The sequence below is a fragment of the Proteus sp. PR00224 genome, assembly GCF_016238105.1.
Taxonomy (GTDB): Bacteria; Pseudomonadota; Gammaproteobacteria; order Enterobacterales; family Enterobacteriaceae; genus Proteus.
Genome location: NZ_JAEHQU010000002.1, coordinates 515,448 through 530,681 on the forward strand (window position 1 = coordinate 515,448; position 15,234 = coordinate 530,681).

A 15,234-nucleotide genomic window follows, 5' to 3' on the forward strand; every position below is an offset into this window, starting at 1 on the left:
TTTTCTCCTGATTATTCAGGTTACTGCACCCATTTGATGGAGTCAGGATGCAAGTCAAGCAACAGATTTTTGGGCCCGCTTATCAGTGGAGTATGCTGATATTATTAGGTTTTGTGTATTTTTTAGCTACCGCAACCACATTTACCTCTTTAGGTGTTGTTCTTCCTAGTATGATAAACGAGCTAGAGTGGAACTGGACTCAAGCAGGCCTTGGCTTTACGTTATTAGGATTAACCTGCGGCCTTGCAAGTTTTTTACCTACATTACTTATCCGTAAATTAAGTGTTCGCCTTACACTACTTATTGGGTTGATCATTTTTGTCAGTGGTTTCTATTTTCTTTATGAAACATACACCATTGCACGTTATTTTCTTGGTACTGCACTGCTAGGTATTGGTTTTACGCTACTAGCTACTGTACCTGGCACTTATGTTATTTCTCGCTTATTTGAAAAACAGTCCTTTGCCTTTGGTGTCTATTTTACCATTGGTGGATTAGGTGGTGTTGCTGGACCTTGGATCTACTTTTTAGCAACCCATTTATGGCATACATGGCGAATGCACTGGCTTATTTCAGCAATCACACTCACTGTCGTTACTCTTCTCACCATTTTATTTTTACGCGAAGGTAGTAAAGAGCAAGAACACGCAAAAAAAATTAGCCAACTTCAAACCACAAAACGTATCTATCAAACTAAAGAGATTTGGACAGCTCGTCATGCTTTAAGAACATGGCAATTTTATGTTATTGCTGCGACTTACACGGCCTTTTTATGGTGTGGGATCACAGTCAATAGTTTTGCTGTTGCACATATTATTGAAAATGGTTTTGGTGAAACTATTGCCGCGACACTATTAAGTAGTATGGCATTTATCAATGCTTTCTCGCGCTTAGCGGGTGGAGCTATTGGTGAATGGTTAGAACCTAAAAAATTACTTATCGCAAGCTTAAGTATTATCATCATAGGGTTACTTGCGCTAAGTATGGCTAATTCTTGGGGTTACCTGATCTTATTTACGGTTTGTGTCGGTATTGGTTATGGCATGACGTTTTTGGCATCAAGTATATTGCTTGCTAACTATTTTGGTCGCTCACCTTACCTTGAGCTATTTTCAGTGATGAATTTAATTTCAACACTAGCTTGTTTAGCTCCCTTCTTTGCTGGAGCAATCAAAGATATTTCAGGTAGTTTTACACCGGCATTCTTGATTTTAACCATACCTGTTTTACTGATTTTAGCGGTCACTCTGTTTATGAAACCACCCGTTTATCCTAAATTTCAGCATGCCAGTAAGCAGCAAGAAGAACCTAAAGTAACTAGGTAATTAAACCTATATAAAAGCATTTTCTAAGGAGATGTTAAGCTGATGAATGATGCATTAATAATAAAATACTCAATAGGTATAGGCATTGCTTTAGCCTGTTTTGTCGGTTTTTTCGTTGTATCTCTTTTTCATGATAAGAAGAAAAAGCGCCGTAGAAATATTATTATTCATATCAGCCAAGCGGTCTTTCTCTGTAGTTTAGTCATTATCTTAAGCCAATATTGTGAAATGGCTGTCGTTGATTTTAATCTCCATTTTATCTCTTTTAGGATGATTAATTTCTTTACCTATGTCGCTATCGCGTTAATTTTAATGCGTAAATTTTTCTTATTGATTAATTTATTAGAGAAATCACAAATTAATAAAGGGAGCGATCCTACTTCAGCTCGTATTATTTCCCGCATATTTAAAATCACCCTTTTCGTCATTATCATCTTACTGTTTGGTGAGCATTTTGGTATGAGCTTATCTGGTTTAATGACCTTTGGGGGATTAGGCGGTATTGCCATTGGTATGGCAAGCAAAGATGTGATGAGTAACCTTTTTTCAGGGGTGATGCTCTATTTTGATCGCCCTTTTAATATCGGGGATTGGGTACGTTCTCCTGATCGTAATATTGAAGGCACCGTGGTAGAAATCGGTTGGCGTATTACAAAAATCATTACCTTTGATCATCGCCCCCTTTACATTCCAAACTCTGTTTTTTCCTCTATTAGCGTAGAGAATCCCGGTAGAATGACCAATCGACGCATCGAAACAGAATTAGGTTTACGTTATGAAGATTCAGATAAAATAGGTGCCATTGTTGAGGACATTCGCACTATGCTGATGCAAAATGATAAAATTGACACTCAACAAACCTTATTAGTTTATTTTAATCAATTTGCAGACTCTTCACTCAATATCATGGTGTATTGTTTTACCAAAACGACAGTCTGGGCGCAGTGGCTTGAAGCTCAACAAGAAGTCTATTTGAAGATGATTGATATTGTGCATAAACATGGCGCTGATTTTGCTTTCCCATCTCAAACTGTTTATATCGAAAAGTCTTCACCTATCGCGCAATAATAGAAGATAGATAAGTTTATTTTCTCATAGACTTATCCATTCACCCACTTATTAAAATGGTGATTTATGCACTCAAAACGCATAAATCACCTTAGTTATCTTTTAATTTATTTCAATCACATTCACAACCACGTATATTGTTCGCCAATTCTTCCATTGATAAAAACGCGAGTATAATGAAAAAAATGAAGTTGGCATGTCACCCTACTCTTTCACACTATTTTTATTGTGAACGTCCGATAGTTGATATTGTTGATGCAAATTTAACGCAAGTATCAGCAGTAGTGTTGTCATTGTCAGATATTGAGTCTGGCGAATTAGATCGCATTTATCAAACAGGCTTTCAACTACCCGTATTTATTGCAGTTAATCTCAATGATGCAATCAATGCTGAATTGCTTAATCAGGTTTCAGGGGTTGTGATTACGGATAAAAGTGCACATCAAAAAAATAGTACGTTAATTAATAAAGCGGCACAGCAATATGAAGAGAGTCTGACCACACCATTTTTTTCACGCTTAGTGAATTATGTTGCCGAAAAGAACGTCGCTTTTGATTGCCCAGGTCATCAAGGCGGGGAATTTTTTCGTCGTCATCCTGTTGGCGAACAGTTTTATCAATATTTTGGTGAGAATCTATTTCGCTCTGATCTCTGTAATGCTGATGTGGCAATGGGTGATTTGCTTATTCATGAAGGAGCACCTTATGATGCCCAAACTTTTGCAGCGCAAGTGTTTAATGCCGATAAAACCTACTTTGTTTTAAATGGAACATCCTCTTCTAATAAAGTTGCTTTAAATGCCTTATTGGCACCAAATGATTTAGTGCTATTTGATAGAAATAACCATAAATCCAATCATCATGGCGCACTAATTCAAGCAGGAGCAACACCTGTTTATTTAGAGACGGCTCGCAATCCCTTTGGCTTTATTGGTGGCATTGATGCTCATTGCTTTGAAGAGCACTATTTACGCCAACAAATTGCAGAAATTGCGCCAGAACGCCAATTCGATAAACGCCCATTCCGTTTAGCGGTTATTCAACTGGGCACTTATGACGGTACGATTTACAACGCAAGGCAAGTGGTTGATAAAATAGGTCATCTTTGTGATTATATTTTATTTGATTCTGCATGGGTGGGCTATGAACAATTTATTCCAATGATGAAACAGTGTTCGCCTTTGTTACTAACGCTTAATGAAGACGATCCTGGTATTCTCGTTACTCAATCAGTTCATAAGCAATTAGCTGGATTTTCACAAACCTCACAGATACATAAAAAAGATGCTCACCTTAAAGGGCAATCACGTTATGTTAATCATAAACGTATGAATAATGCTTTTATGATGCATGCATCTACCAGCCCATTTTATCCCCTTTTTGCGGCTCTTGATGTCAATGCAAAAATGCATTCTGGCAAAAGTGGTGAAGCAATGTGGATGAGTTGCGTAAAACAAGGCATTGAAGCCCGTAAATCATTACTAAAACAGTGCCAATTTATTAAGCCTTTTATTCCTGAAATCATCGATGGAATTGCTTGGCAAGATCACGACACAGATGAAATCGCTCACGATCAGCGTTTTTTCAATTTTATTCCTAATGATAATTGGCATTCATTTGAAGGTTACGCCGCCAATCAATATTTTGTTGATCCTTGCAAATTAATGCTTACAACGCCAGGGATCGATCCTCATACAGGGGAATATGAATCTTTTGGTGTGCCTGCATCTATTTTGGCAAGTTATCTACGTGAACACGGCGTTATTCCTGAAAAAAGCGACCTCAATTCAATCTTATTTTTGCTGACTCCCGCAGAGCATCAAGCGAAGTTTGAGCGCTTAATTTCTTTGATTGGTCAATTTGAAAAGCACTTAGTTGAAGATGTGCCATTAGAACAAATATTGCCTTCTGTTTGTCGTCAATATCCATCTCGTTATCAGGGTTATACATTGCGCCAACTCTGTCAGGAAATGCATGATATTTGTGTCAGATACAATATCAAGTTACTGCAAAAACAGATGTTTAGAAAAAGTCACTTTCCTAAGCGAGCACTAAGTCCACAACAAGCTAATATTGAGTTTGTTCGTGGTAATATTGAATTGTTACCTTTAAATAAATTAGCAGGCCGAATTGCTGCTGAAGGTGCTTTACCTTATCCGCCGGGTGTTTTATGTGCTGTACCTGGTGAAATTTGGGATGGTGCTGTTTTACGTTATTTTCAGGCTCTTGAAGTCACTATTAATCAACTTCCAGGCTTTTCAACTGAACTTCAAGGGGTTTATATTTATGATGAAAATGATGGCAATAAGCGAATTTATGCTTATGTTATAAAAGAATAATTATCTTATCTTTCCCTATAAAAAATGCTGATGTTTAATAACATCAGCATTTTATTTAACTCTATTTATAAGCCTTATTTATTTCAACTATTCGCCTTGAATTCGTCGATACTGCCCTTTATCTTGCAACAGCCTGACGCCTAATATACTGCCACATAATGAAAGTAATAATGCCGCAACAATAGGTACGGTGATCCACATTCCCCATTGTGGTTGCCAAGGGAAATCAAACACCGATATTTGTAATAAGCTTAATGCGACCTCAGCACCAATCGCCGCAGCTAATCCCGCCATTAAACCTAATAATGCAAATTCAGCCCAAAGAGTCCGTCTTAATAATGATTTACCAGCACCTAATGTTCGATACACCACCAGCTCAATGCGTCGTTGTGTCATTCCTACCTGAATTTGAGCAACTAACAATAACGCACCACAAATCATGACTAATCCAACCATAATCTCTAATGCTCGACTGACTTGCTGTAAGATTTGTTGAACTTGCTGAATTAATGCGCCTGTATCTAACACGCTTACGGTTGGAAATTGCCGATTAAGCGCAGTAATTAATGTGCCTTCACCATTGTAATAAAAGCTACTCATCCATTTTTCCGGCTGATTACTTAATCCTTCTTCAGAGAAAATAAAGAAGAAATTAGGGCGCATATTCTCCCAATCAACATGGCGAATACTCGTAACAATGGACTTAAATTCACGAGTATCACCGACAAATGTTAGTTCATCACCCAACTTGATTTCGAGTTGCTCTGCAACGCCTTGATCAAGAGAAACACCATTACCGACAGGTGGCCAAGTTCCTTCAACAATGACGTTATCTTTAGGTAATTCACTGTGCCACGTTAAGTTAAGCTCACGACGAACCGTATTATTGCCAGCATCACGTTTATCAGCCCACTCTTTGGCATTATGTTCATTAACCTGTGTTAAACGCGCTAATACCACAGGGAATGCATCCGTAGGTTCAACCTTATATTGTGCCAATAAGGTATTAATTTCTTGAACTTGAGGTGCAGACATATTGATTAGAAAATAGTTAGGACTATCTTCTGGTAATTGCTTTTGCCATTTTTCCAGTAAATCACCTTGAATAAGGACTAAAAGCGTTAACAACATAAATGAAAGTGCGAAAGCAGCAAGCTGAGTCATCGTTTGAAAAGGTTGTCGTAATAAACGAGTTACTGCTAAACGCGCACTGAGTTGGCGAAATTTAAACTGCTTTAATACCCATAATCCTAACCAACCAATTATTCCAAGTAAAAAAGCAATAACAACAACACCAAATAGAATTGACCAGAGTAAGACGCCTGTTCCCGCAAAAAGCGTTAAAGCACCGACAATAATTAAGCCCACTATCGGTAAATAATAACGAAGAGGCCATATAGGGGCCGTAGTATCACTTCTCAATACTCGAGAAGGTTGTGTTGCCATTAATTGATAGTAAGGCCTTAATCCTGTTAATAAAGCAATTAACAGTAAAGAGCCCACAGACCATATCCATGGCAAAAAGCTCGCCTCAGGCAAACTTTTTGGTAAGACTGGCGCTAAAATTTGTAGCAATATTGCCTCAAAAACAAGCCCGACTAATGAGCCAACAATAATTGCGCCAATGAGGATCACTCCCCATTGTCCAACAATCCACTTTCTCAATGCGCGTTTATCTGCACCTAACGTTTTTAATACCGCAATTAAAGTATGACGACTACGGCAATAATGAGCCATTGAAACGGCAACTGCCGATATAGCAAGCAATAACGTTAATAGCGCTGAAAGCAAAAGAAAGTTTTTCGCACGCTCCATTGATTGTGAAAGTGCTCCACTATCTTGTTTTAAACTATTCCAACGCTGATCGGGTTTTAATAGTGGGTCGAAGCGTTGCTGATAACTATCAATTACAGACTCATTACCTGCAAACATATAGCGATAAGTCAGACGGCTTCCGGGTTGCACTGCTCCAGTTGCTTCAACATCATCAAGATTAATTAAAATACGGGGGGCGATTTGAAAAGGATTGAACCCGCTGTCTGGCTCTTGAATTAATACACCACCAATAGTAAATGAGGCATCGCCTACATCAATTTTATCGCCAACTTTTATATCAAGTAATTCAAGTAATCTGGCACCAACAAGTGCAGTTCCTTTTTCAGGTTTTAACCCTGCGGGCTCTGTTTCTAACTCACCATACAGTGGATATAATTTATCCACAGCCTTCACCAACGCAAGCTGAGGTGTATCGCCTTCAGGAGCATAAGACATCGTGGTAAATTGCATTTGGCGACTGAGAGTTAACCCTTCCTTATTCGCCTCTGTAAGCCAGTTTTCATCAACGGGATAAGATGCACGTAAGACTAAATCGCCAGCAATTAAATCACGACTTTGAGCGTAAATACTTTTATCAATGCGATCACCTATACGCCCTAAAGCAAGCACACAAGCAACCGCTAGCGCTAAAGAGAGCCAAACAATTAATAGTGCAGGAGAACGCCATTCACGCCAAAACCAACGCCAAATCATGACTCCTCCTTAAGTTGTCCATCTACTAATCGTAATCGTCTTTGGCAACGAGCTGCCAGCTCATTATCATGAGTCACTAAAATTAAGGTTGTTGCATAATCTCGGTTAAGAGAGAACAGCAAGTCAGCAATTTTATCGCCTGTTTTACGATCAAGATTCCCTGTTGGCTCATCAGCAAAAAGAATAGCTGGCTGAGTACAAAATGCTCTTGCTAATGCAACGCGTTGTTGCTCACCACCAGACAGTTGTGCTGGCATATGGTATAAACGTTCGCCTAATCCTAACAGCTTAAGTAAATCAACTGCACGCGCATGACTGTGCTTTTCTGATTCGCCTTTTAATAATGCGGGCAACTGCACATTTTCAAGTGCATTCAATGTTGGGATCAACATAAATGATTGAAAAACAAAACCAACATGTTGAGCGCGTAATTTAGCTCGCTCTTCTTCATTCATTTTTGTGAGATCTTCACCCATTAAATGCACGCTGCCAGAACTACCATCATCTAATCCAGCAATGATCCCTAACAGAGTCGATTTACCCGATCCTGACTCACCGATTAACGCAATTGTTTGTGCAGGCTCGACAACTAACTCAACACCCTGCAATATAGAGATCTGACTATCACCTTGTCCTACTTGTTTGGTTAACCGATGAACTTCAAGAACCTTTTCCGTCGACATACATTTTTCCTTATCGTTATGATGATGTTTAGCTTTAAGGCAATTGCTGCTGATACCTTTTTAATCTTTGGTGACAGCTTGAGTGCAGGATATCGTCTTCCAATTGAAAGTGCATGGCCACAACGCCTTGCTGATAAATGGAAAACAACCTACCCTGAAATTAATGTTGTTAATGCAAGTATTAGTGGTGAAACTGCCTTTCAGGGGAAAAATAGGCTTCCTGATTTATTAAAACAGCATCAACCTCGTTGGGTTTTAATTGAATTAGGTGCAAATGATGGCTTACAGGGATACCCTGTTGCACAAACAAAAGAGGCATTACAAAACATCATTACACAAGTAAAAGATGCCGGTGCAACGCCACTTTTTATGCAAATAATGATTTCACCTAATTATGGTAAACGTTATACACAATCATTTTCAGCGATCTATCCAAAACTCGCTGAAGATAATGCGCTTCCTCTACTTCCTTTTTATATGGAGCAAATCGCTGATAAGCCTGAGTGGATGCAAAATGACAGCATACACCCCAATGAAGATGCTCAGCCTTTTATTGCTCAGTGGATGGATGAAAAATTATCCCCTTACTTAACACGTTAGACTATTCTGACAGTAGTTGACGTAGATTAAACGAGATTAATTGTAAAATTATGCAAAAAACGGTATTGATTACAGGAAGTTCCAGTGGAATAGGGCTCTGTGCCGCCAAAGCACTAAAGAAAAGAGGCTATCGAGTTCTTGCGGCTTGCCGTAAAGGTGAAGACCTTGAACGCATGGAAACACTGGGATTAGAACCTATTCATCTTGATCTTGATGATCCAAAAAGTGTTGAAAATGCGGCACTAGAAGTTATTCGCCTAACAAATGGTCGTTTATATGGATTATTTAATAATGGCGGATTTGGTGTTTATGGTCCATTAGATGCCATTACTCGTCCACAAATGGAAAAACAGTTTTCTACTAATTTTTTTGGTTTACATCAGCTGACTACATTACTTCTACCAGCAATGTTACCACACGGTGAAGGCAGAATTATTCAAACGAGTTCTGTAATGGGGATTATCTCAACACCCGGTCGAGGTGCTTACGCAGCGAGTAAGTATGCTGTAGAAGCATGGTCTGACGCATTAAGAATGGAAATTGCTCATACTGGTGTCAAGGTGAGTTTAATAGAGCCTGGTCCAATACGTACTTGCTTCACCGAGAATGTTGCTCAAGCAGAAAAAGATAAACCAGTAAAAAATCCTGGGATTGCGAGTCGTTTCACACTAACGCCTGAAGATGTAGTGAAAAAGCTTATTCATGCTTTAGAAAGCCCAAAACCTAAGATACGTTATCCCGTAACCCTATTAACTTATGCTGTCAAAATACTAAAACGCTTTCTACCTGACACACTAATGGATGCAATTTTAAGTCGCCAAAGTGGCAAGGCTTGATTTTTCGGGTTTCACCCTTACTTATTAATAAAATAGCTTTATAAATCGCATCTATATTTAAAACTCTCAAAAAGGGGCAAGTTAATGTTAGCAACTGCACATATTGTTGATGTAAATGAATCAAATATTCAACAAGTTATAGAACAATCGATGAATAAACCGGTCATGATGTATTTCTATTCAGAACGTAGCCCTCATTGTGCAGAGCTTGGCGCAACATTAGATAAACTGGCAGCCGAATTTGCTGATCAATTTATTTTAGCTAAATTGGATTGTGATGTTGAACAAATGATTGCCTCACAATTTGGTCTACGTGCTATTCCAACTGTTTATATTTTACAAGAAGGTCGCCCAGTTGATGGCTTCCAAGGCCCTCAACCTGAAGAAGCAATTCGCCAAGTGTTAGCAAATGTATTACCCAAACCAGAAGAATTAAAAGCGGCACAAGCGGCGCAATTACTTTCTGAAGGAAAAGCCGAGGAAGCTCTACCTTTGCTTAAAGAAGCCCATCAACTCGCACCTAAAAACAGTGAAATTACCCTTGCGTTAGCGGGCGCTTTAATTTCTTTAAATAAAAATGAAGAAGCTCAAACGCTGTTAATTACCATCCCATTACAAGATCAAGATAGTTACTACCATAGTTTGTTAGCGCAAATTGAATTACAAAAACAGGCTGCTGATACGCCTGAAATCCAACAATTGCAGAGCGATTTTAATCAACAACCTGAAAAAACCAATCTTGCCATTCAACTTGCACTAAAATTACATGAAGTTGCTCGCAATGAAGAGGCGTTAGAGTTGCTATTTAGCTTTATCAAAAAAGATCTAAATGCAGGTGATGGGCAAGTTAAGAAAACCCTGATGGATATTCTATCAGCCTTAGGTACTAATGATAATTTGGCGTCTAAATATCGTCGTATGGTGTATTCTTTACTTTATTAATTTTATTTTCTTATTCAAGCAGACTTAGGACAGGTATATGGAAATAGTCATTGGTATTATCATCTTATTCGCTATTATTTTAGTTTTATGTGGTGTTAAAACCGTTCCACAAGGTTATCAGTGGACTGTCGAACGTTTTGGTCGTTACACTCGAACTCTGACTCCAGGACTCCAAATTCTCGTGCCATTTGTTGATCGTATTGGTCGCCGTATCAATATGATGGAACAAGTACTGGATATTCCTTCTCAAGAAGTCATTTCTCGTGATAACGCCAACGTCAGCATTGATGCAGTCTGCTTTATTCAAGTTATCGATCCTGTAAAAGCCGCGTATGAAGTTAATAACCTTGAACTTGCGATTATTAACTTAACACTCACTAATATTCGTACGGTGTTAGGCTCAATGGAACTTGATGAAATTCTTTCTCAACGTGACCAAATCAATAGCCGCCTTTTACTGATTGTTGATGATGCAACAAACCCTTGGGGTATCAAAATTACCCGTATTGAAATTCGTGATGTCCGCCCACCAAAAGAATTGATTTCTGCAATGAATGCGCAGATGAAAGCTGAACGTACTAAACGTGCCGACATTCTTGAAGCTGAAGGTATTCGTCAAGCGGCTATCTTAAAGGCTGAAGGTGAGAAACAAGGACAAATACTGAAAGCAGAAGGTGAGCGTCAATCTGCGTTCTTACAAGCAGAAGCCCGTGAACGTGCGGCAGAAGCAGAAGCCAAAGCAACACAAATGGTATCTGAGGCCATTGCAAAAGGTGATATGCAAGCAATTAACTACTTTGTTGCTCAAAAATATACTGATGCACTGTCTCAAATTGGTTCAGCTAATAACAGTAAAGTTATTATGATGCCATTAGAAGCAAGTAATCTCATGGGTGCGATTGGCGGTATTTCTGAATTACTCAATACCAAAAAAAGTGACTCTGGCAACAAGAGCAATTAATTATGATTGAATGGATTAGTGCTCAACCTGCACTTTTCTGGCTTTGTCTTGGTGGCTTGCTGTTAATTACAGAAATGTTAGGAACAGCAGGATACCTTTTATGGTCAGGAATGGCGGCTCTGTGTGTATCGTTGATCACATGGATATTGCCTATTAGCTGGCCTATTCAAGGTATTTTATTTGCGATATTAACGGTTATTAGTGCTTTACTTTGGCACCTTTGGCTTAAACGCAGAAAACTATCAAAAGAAGCTGAAAACTTAAATCAGAAAACGCATCAACTGATTGGTGTTCATGCTGTTTTATTATCAGATACTGAAAATGGTTTTAGTCGCGTAAAATTAGCTGATGGCAGTTGGCGTGTTTATTCAGACACGCCATTACTTGCTGGCGATAAGGTAACAGTAACCGCAATTGATGGTATTACCTTACAAGTGATTGCGCTTAAATCGGCTGTTTCTGGTGATGACAACACCCTGACAAATGATTGATGATGGGGCAATCTGCACCATCATCTCCGGGGCACTCGCTGGCTAATAACAGTAATCGCTGGCGAATGGCATTAAGCTCATTAATTGTTTTCTCAATTTCGGCCACTTTTTTTAAGGTGGCTTCTTTCACGTCAGCACTATGACGTGAAGGATTTCTTAGCAACATCAATAAAGCACGGCACTCTTCTAAATTAAAGCCCACCTCTCGTGCTTGTCGTAATAATGTCAACTCTTCGATATGTTGAGCCTGATAATAGCGATAGCCGTTTTCACCTCTTCCCGGTGGCGTTATCAAGTCTTTTTCTTCATAAAACCGAATAGCTTTAGCTGTTAATCCTGTTTTATTTGCGATTTCACTAATATTCAAAATTCCCCCTTGACCTTCCCCTTGCGGAAAGGTTTAGCCTTTATCTCAATAAGAAAAAACCTTTAAAGAAAGCAAGTTACCGAATATTGCGCAATAATAGAGGTAACGCTTTTATGTCGGAGATAAATTAACATGGCAAAAACTATAATACTCGCACTACAAGGACTTTCCTGCTCCCACTGTGTTAACAGTGTAAAAAAAGCACTTGATGCTCGCAATGATATAGAGCAGGCAATTGTGACTATTCAATACGCTAAAATTGACAGCGATGCAACTGCTGAAAGCTTAATCAAAACAATTGAAGATGCAGGCTATGAAGCAAGTGTAGCAACACAACCCGATGTAAAATTAAGCCTAAGTGGGCTTAACTGTATGAAGTGTGTCGGTAAAACTGAAAAAGCATTATTAGCCATTGAAGGCGTTGCCGCAGTTAATGTGACAAAAGAGTCAGCTGAAATTTTTGGTGATGCTACGGCAGATACTTTAATTACAGCGATTACGGCGGAAGGTTTTCAAGCAAGCCTAGCGCCCACTGACAACGTAATTAATTTAACTCTATCTGGCTTAAATTGTGGTCACTGTGTCGGTTCAGTTAAAAAAGCACTAGAAAATACTGCAGGTGTTGAAACAGCTGAAGTTGAATTAACACATGCAAAAGTGACTGGTTCTGCAACCGCTGAAACCTTAATTACTGCCATTACAGAAGCAGGTTTTGAAGCACAACTAGCAGGTACTGATTTCCCAAAAACTGAGCCGCTGACGCAAACGCATGCGCAACTGGAAGCATCGTCAGCGGCTGTTTGTGATATTCCAGTTGAGAATGCTGATATTAATAATGGCGCTGAAATTGATACTGACGATGACAGCAGTGTTCAGCTTTTAATTGATGGCATGACCTGTGCAAGTTGCGTAAGCAAGGTTCACAAAGCATTACAATCTGTTGATGGCGTTGAAAATGTGCGTGTAAATCTTGCTGAACGTAGTGCATTAGTGACTGGTGAAATCGATCATGACGCACTTGTGACTGCTATTGAAAAAGCGGGTTATGGCGCTGAAATTATTCAAGACGATGTAAAACGCAGAGAACGTCAGCAAGAAGTTGCTGTTGCCAATATGAAACGTTTTCGCTGGCAAGCTGCATTGGCCTTAGTTGTTGGTATCCCCGTAATGATTTGGGGAATGATCGGCGACAATATGATGCTGACAGAAGCCAATCACAGCATCTGGTTAGGCATTGGTATTGCAACGCTGTTTGTGATGGTTGTTGCTGGTGGTCATTTCTATCGTAGCGCATGGCAGAGTTTAAAAAACCGCAGTGCAACAATGGATACCCTCGTTGCGTTAGGAACAGGAACAGCGTGGCTCTATTCCATTACCGTGAACTTATGGCCAGAAGTGTTCCCTGCCCAAGCGCGACATCTCTATTATGAAGCCAGTGCGATGATCATCGGTTTAATCAATCTGGGTCATATGCTTGAGCAAAGAGCACGCCAGCGTTCATCCAAAGCACTGGAACGGCTATTAGATTTAACTCCGCCAACAGCAAGAGTCATAACTGAAAACGGTGAAGTTGAAATGCCATTAGCTGATGTTAAACAAGGAATGACCTTACGTTTAGCAACAGGTGATAAAGTGCCGGTTGATGGTGAAATTATCCAAGGTGAAGTATGGATGGATGAGGCAATGCTGACAGGCGAGCCAATTCCACAACAAAAAACTGTGGGTGACACTATTCATGCGGGAACAACGGTTCAAGATGGCTCAGTTCTATTTAAAGCGGCAGCGGTGGGAAGTAAAACAACACTTGCTCGTATTATCAAATTAGTTCGCCAAGCGCAAAGTAGTAAACCTGAAATAGGCCAGCTAGCGGATAAAATTTCAGGTGTATTTGTACCTGTTGTCGTTGCTATCGCTCTTATTGCTGGTGCTATTTGGTATTTCTTTGGTCCGTCGCCACAAATTACCTATGCACTGGTGATTATCACAACCGTTCTTATCATCGCTTGCCCTTGTGCTTTAGGTTTGGCTACTCCTATGTCGATTATTTCAGGTGTAGGTCGTGCGGCTGAATATGGCGTGTTAGTTCGTGATGCAGACGCACTACAACAAGCGAGCAAACTAGATACTTTAGTCTTTGATAAAACAGGAACACTGACAGAAGGTATGCCTCAGGTCACTGAAATTCATACTTTCAATCAAGTAGATGAAACTCAAGCACTTGCATTGGCAGCATCGTTGGAAAATGGTTCTAATCACCCATTAGCTAAAGCCATTTTAACGCGAGCTGAAGGCATTGATTTACCTGAAATAAGCCAATTCCGCACTCTTGCAGGAATGGGGTTAAGTGGCGAAATTAACGGAAAAACAGTGCTTTTAGGCAACCCTAAATTGATGCTTGAATCAGGTATTGATATTAGTGAAATTAATTCACTTATTGACACTCAAGCAGCGAAAGGTGTTACTCCAGTCTTATTAGCTCAAGAAGGTAAGATTGCCGCCCTTCTCTCTATCCGTGATCCTCTAAGAGAAGATACTGTAAGTGCATTACAACGTTTACATAATCAGGGCTATCGCCTAGTGATGTTAACGGGTGATAATCCAATTACTGCAAATGCAATAGCAAAAGAAGCAGGTATTGACCAAGTTATCGCAGGTGTCATGCCAGAAGGTAAAGCACAAGCGATAACAGAGCTTCAAGCACAAGGTCGTCGTGTTGCAATGATTGGTGATGGTATTAACGATGCGCCAGCACTAGCAAAAGCAGATGTCGGTATTGCAATGGGTGGAGGTAGTGATATTGCTATTGAAACAGCAGCTATCACATTAATGCGTCATAGTTTGCATGGTGTTGCCGATGCGGTTGAGATCTCAAAAGGTACACTACGTAATATGAAGCAGAATTTATTCGGTGCCTTTGTTTACAATAGCTTAGGTATCCCTATTGCAGCGGGTATTTTATATCCTTTCACTGGCACACTGTTAAATCCAGTGGTTGCGGGTGCTGCAATGGCGCTGTCTTCCATTACTGTTGTTAGCAATGCAAACCGTTTATTGCGTTTTAAACCTAAGCAATAAACTAAGTAAGCTTTAATT

12 protein-coding genes are annotated in these 15,234 nt (G+C 39.6%); 9 read left to right on the forward strand and 3 right to left on the reverse strand.

The window, feature by feature from the left end; genetic code table 11:
* Nucleotides 1-47: 47 nt before the first annotated feature.
* From JEP71_RS05625 to JEP71_RS05635, 3 genes are all read left to right on the forward strand, one after another.
* Complete coding sequence (locus JEP71_RS05625; protein WP_198625883.1) at nt 48-1,325, forward strand: MFS transporter; 1,278 nt, start codon at nt 48-50, stop codon at nt 1,323-1,325.
* A 42-nt stretch (nt 1,326-1,367) separates the two neighbouring features.
* On the forward strand, nt 1,368-2,393 hold the full coding sequence (locus tag JEP71_RS05630) for a mechanosensitive ion channel family protein (RefSeq protein ID WP_109371333.1): 1,026 nt from the start codon (nt 1,368-1,370) through the stop codon (nt 2,391-2,393).
* 176 nt (nt 2,394-2,569) lie between these two features.
* Nucleotides 2,570-4,732, forward strand: coding sequence for an ornithine decarboxylase (locus JEP71_RS05635; protein ID WP_198625884.1), 2,163 nt, complete (start codon nt 2,570-2,572; stop codon nt 4,730-4,732).
* 87 nt (nt 4,733-4,819) lie between these two features.
* Here JEP71_RS05635 and ybbP read toward each other — a convergent pair whose 3' ends face one another.
* Complete coding sequence (gene ybbP, locus JEP71_RS05640) at nt 4,820-7,261, reverse strand: putative ABC transporter permease subunit YbbP (protein WP_198625885.1); 2,442 nt, start codon at nt 7,259-7,261, stop codon at nt 4,820-4,822.
* Nucleotides 7,258-7,944 (reverse strand): putative ABC transporter ATP-binding protein YbbA, encoded by a 687-nt coding sequence (ybbA, locus tag JEP71_RS05645; RefSeq protein WP_109371339.1) that lies wholly within the window; start codon nt 7,942-7,944, stop codon nt 7,258-7,260. The genes ybbP and ybbA overlap by 4 nt, the downstream gene beginning before the upstream one ends.
* Here ybbA and tesA point away from each other — a divergent pair.
* The 5 genes from tesA (at nt 7,915) to JEP71_RS05670 (ending at nt 11,774) form a co-directional block, all read left to right on the forward strand.
* Complete coding sequence (tesA, locus tag JEP71_RS05650; RefSeq protein WP_198625886.1) at nt 7,915-8,544, forward strand: multifunctional acyl-CoA thioesterase I/protease I/lysophospholipase L1; 630 nt, start codon at nt 7,915-7,917, stop codon at nt 8,542-8,544. The genes ybbA and tesA overlap by 30 nt on opposite strands.
* A 50-nt stretch (nt 8,545-8,594) precedes the next feature.
* Complete coding sequence (locus JEP71_RS05655) at nt 8,595-9,380, forward strand: SDR family oxidoreductase (protein ID WP_198620845.1); 786 nt, start codon at nt 8,595-8,597, stop codon at nt 9,378-9,380.
* Between the two features lie 84 nt (nt 9,381-9,464).
* The gene (locus JEP71_RS05660) at nt 9,465-10,322 is read left to right on the forward strand and encodes a co-chaperone YbbN (RefSeq protein ID WP_198625887.1); all 858 of its coding nucleotides are present in this window, start codon (nt 9,465-9,467) and stop codon (nt 10,320-10,322) included.
* Nucleotides 10,323-10,359: 37 nt separating this feature from the next.
* The gene (locus tag JEP71_RS05665; protein ID WP_088494787.1) at nt 10,360-11,283 is read left to right on the forward strand and encodes an SPFH domain-containing protein; all 924 of its coding nucleotides are present in this window, start codon (nt 10,360-10,362) and stop codon (nt 11,281-11,283) included.
* Nucleotides 11,284-11,285: 2 nt separating this feature from the next.
* Entirely contained in the window at nt 11,286-11,774 is a 489-nt protein-coding gene (locus JEP71_RS05670) for an NfeD family protein (protein WP_160230618.1), read from the forward strand.
* Here the strand turns inward: JEP71_RS05670 and cueR are convergent.
* On the reverse strand, nt 11,728-12,141 hold the full coding sequence (gene cueR / locus JEP71_RS05675) for a Cu(I)-responsive transcriptional regulator (RefSeq protein ID WP_109371351.1): 414 nt from the start codon (nt 12,139-12,141) through the stop codon (nt 11,728-11,730). The two genes, JEP71_RS05670 and cueR, sit on opposite strands and share 47 nt — an antisense overlap.
* Before the next feature lie 132 nt (nt 12,142-12,273).
* Between cueR and copA the strand changes: the two genes are divergently transcribed.
* Nucleotides 12,274-15,216, forward strand: coding sequence for a copper-exporting P-type ATPase CopA (gene copA / locus JEP71_RS05680; protein WP_198625888.1), 2,943 nt, complete (start codon nt 12,274-12,276; stop codon nt 15,214-15,216).
* Nucleotides 15,217-15,234: the final 18 nt, after the last annotated feature.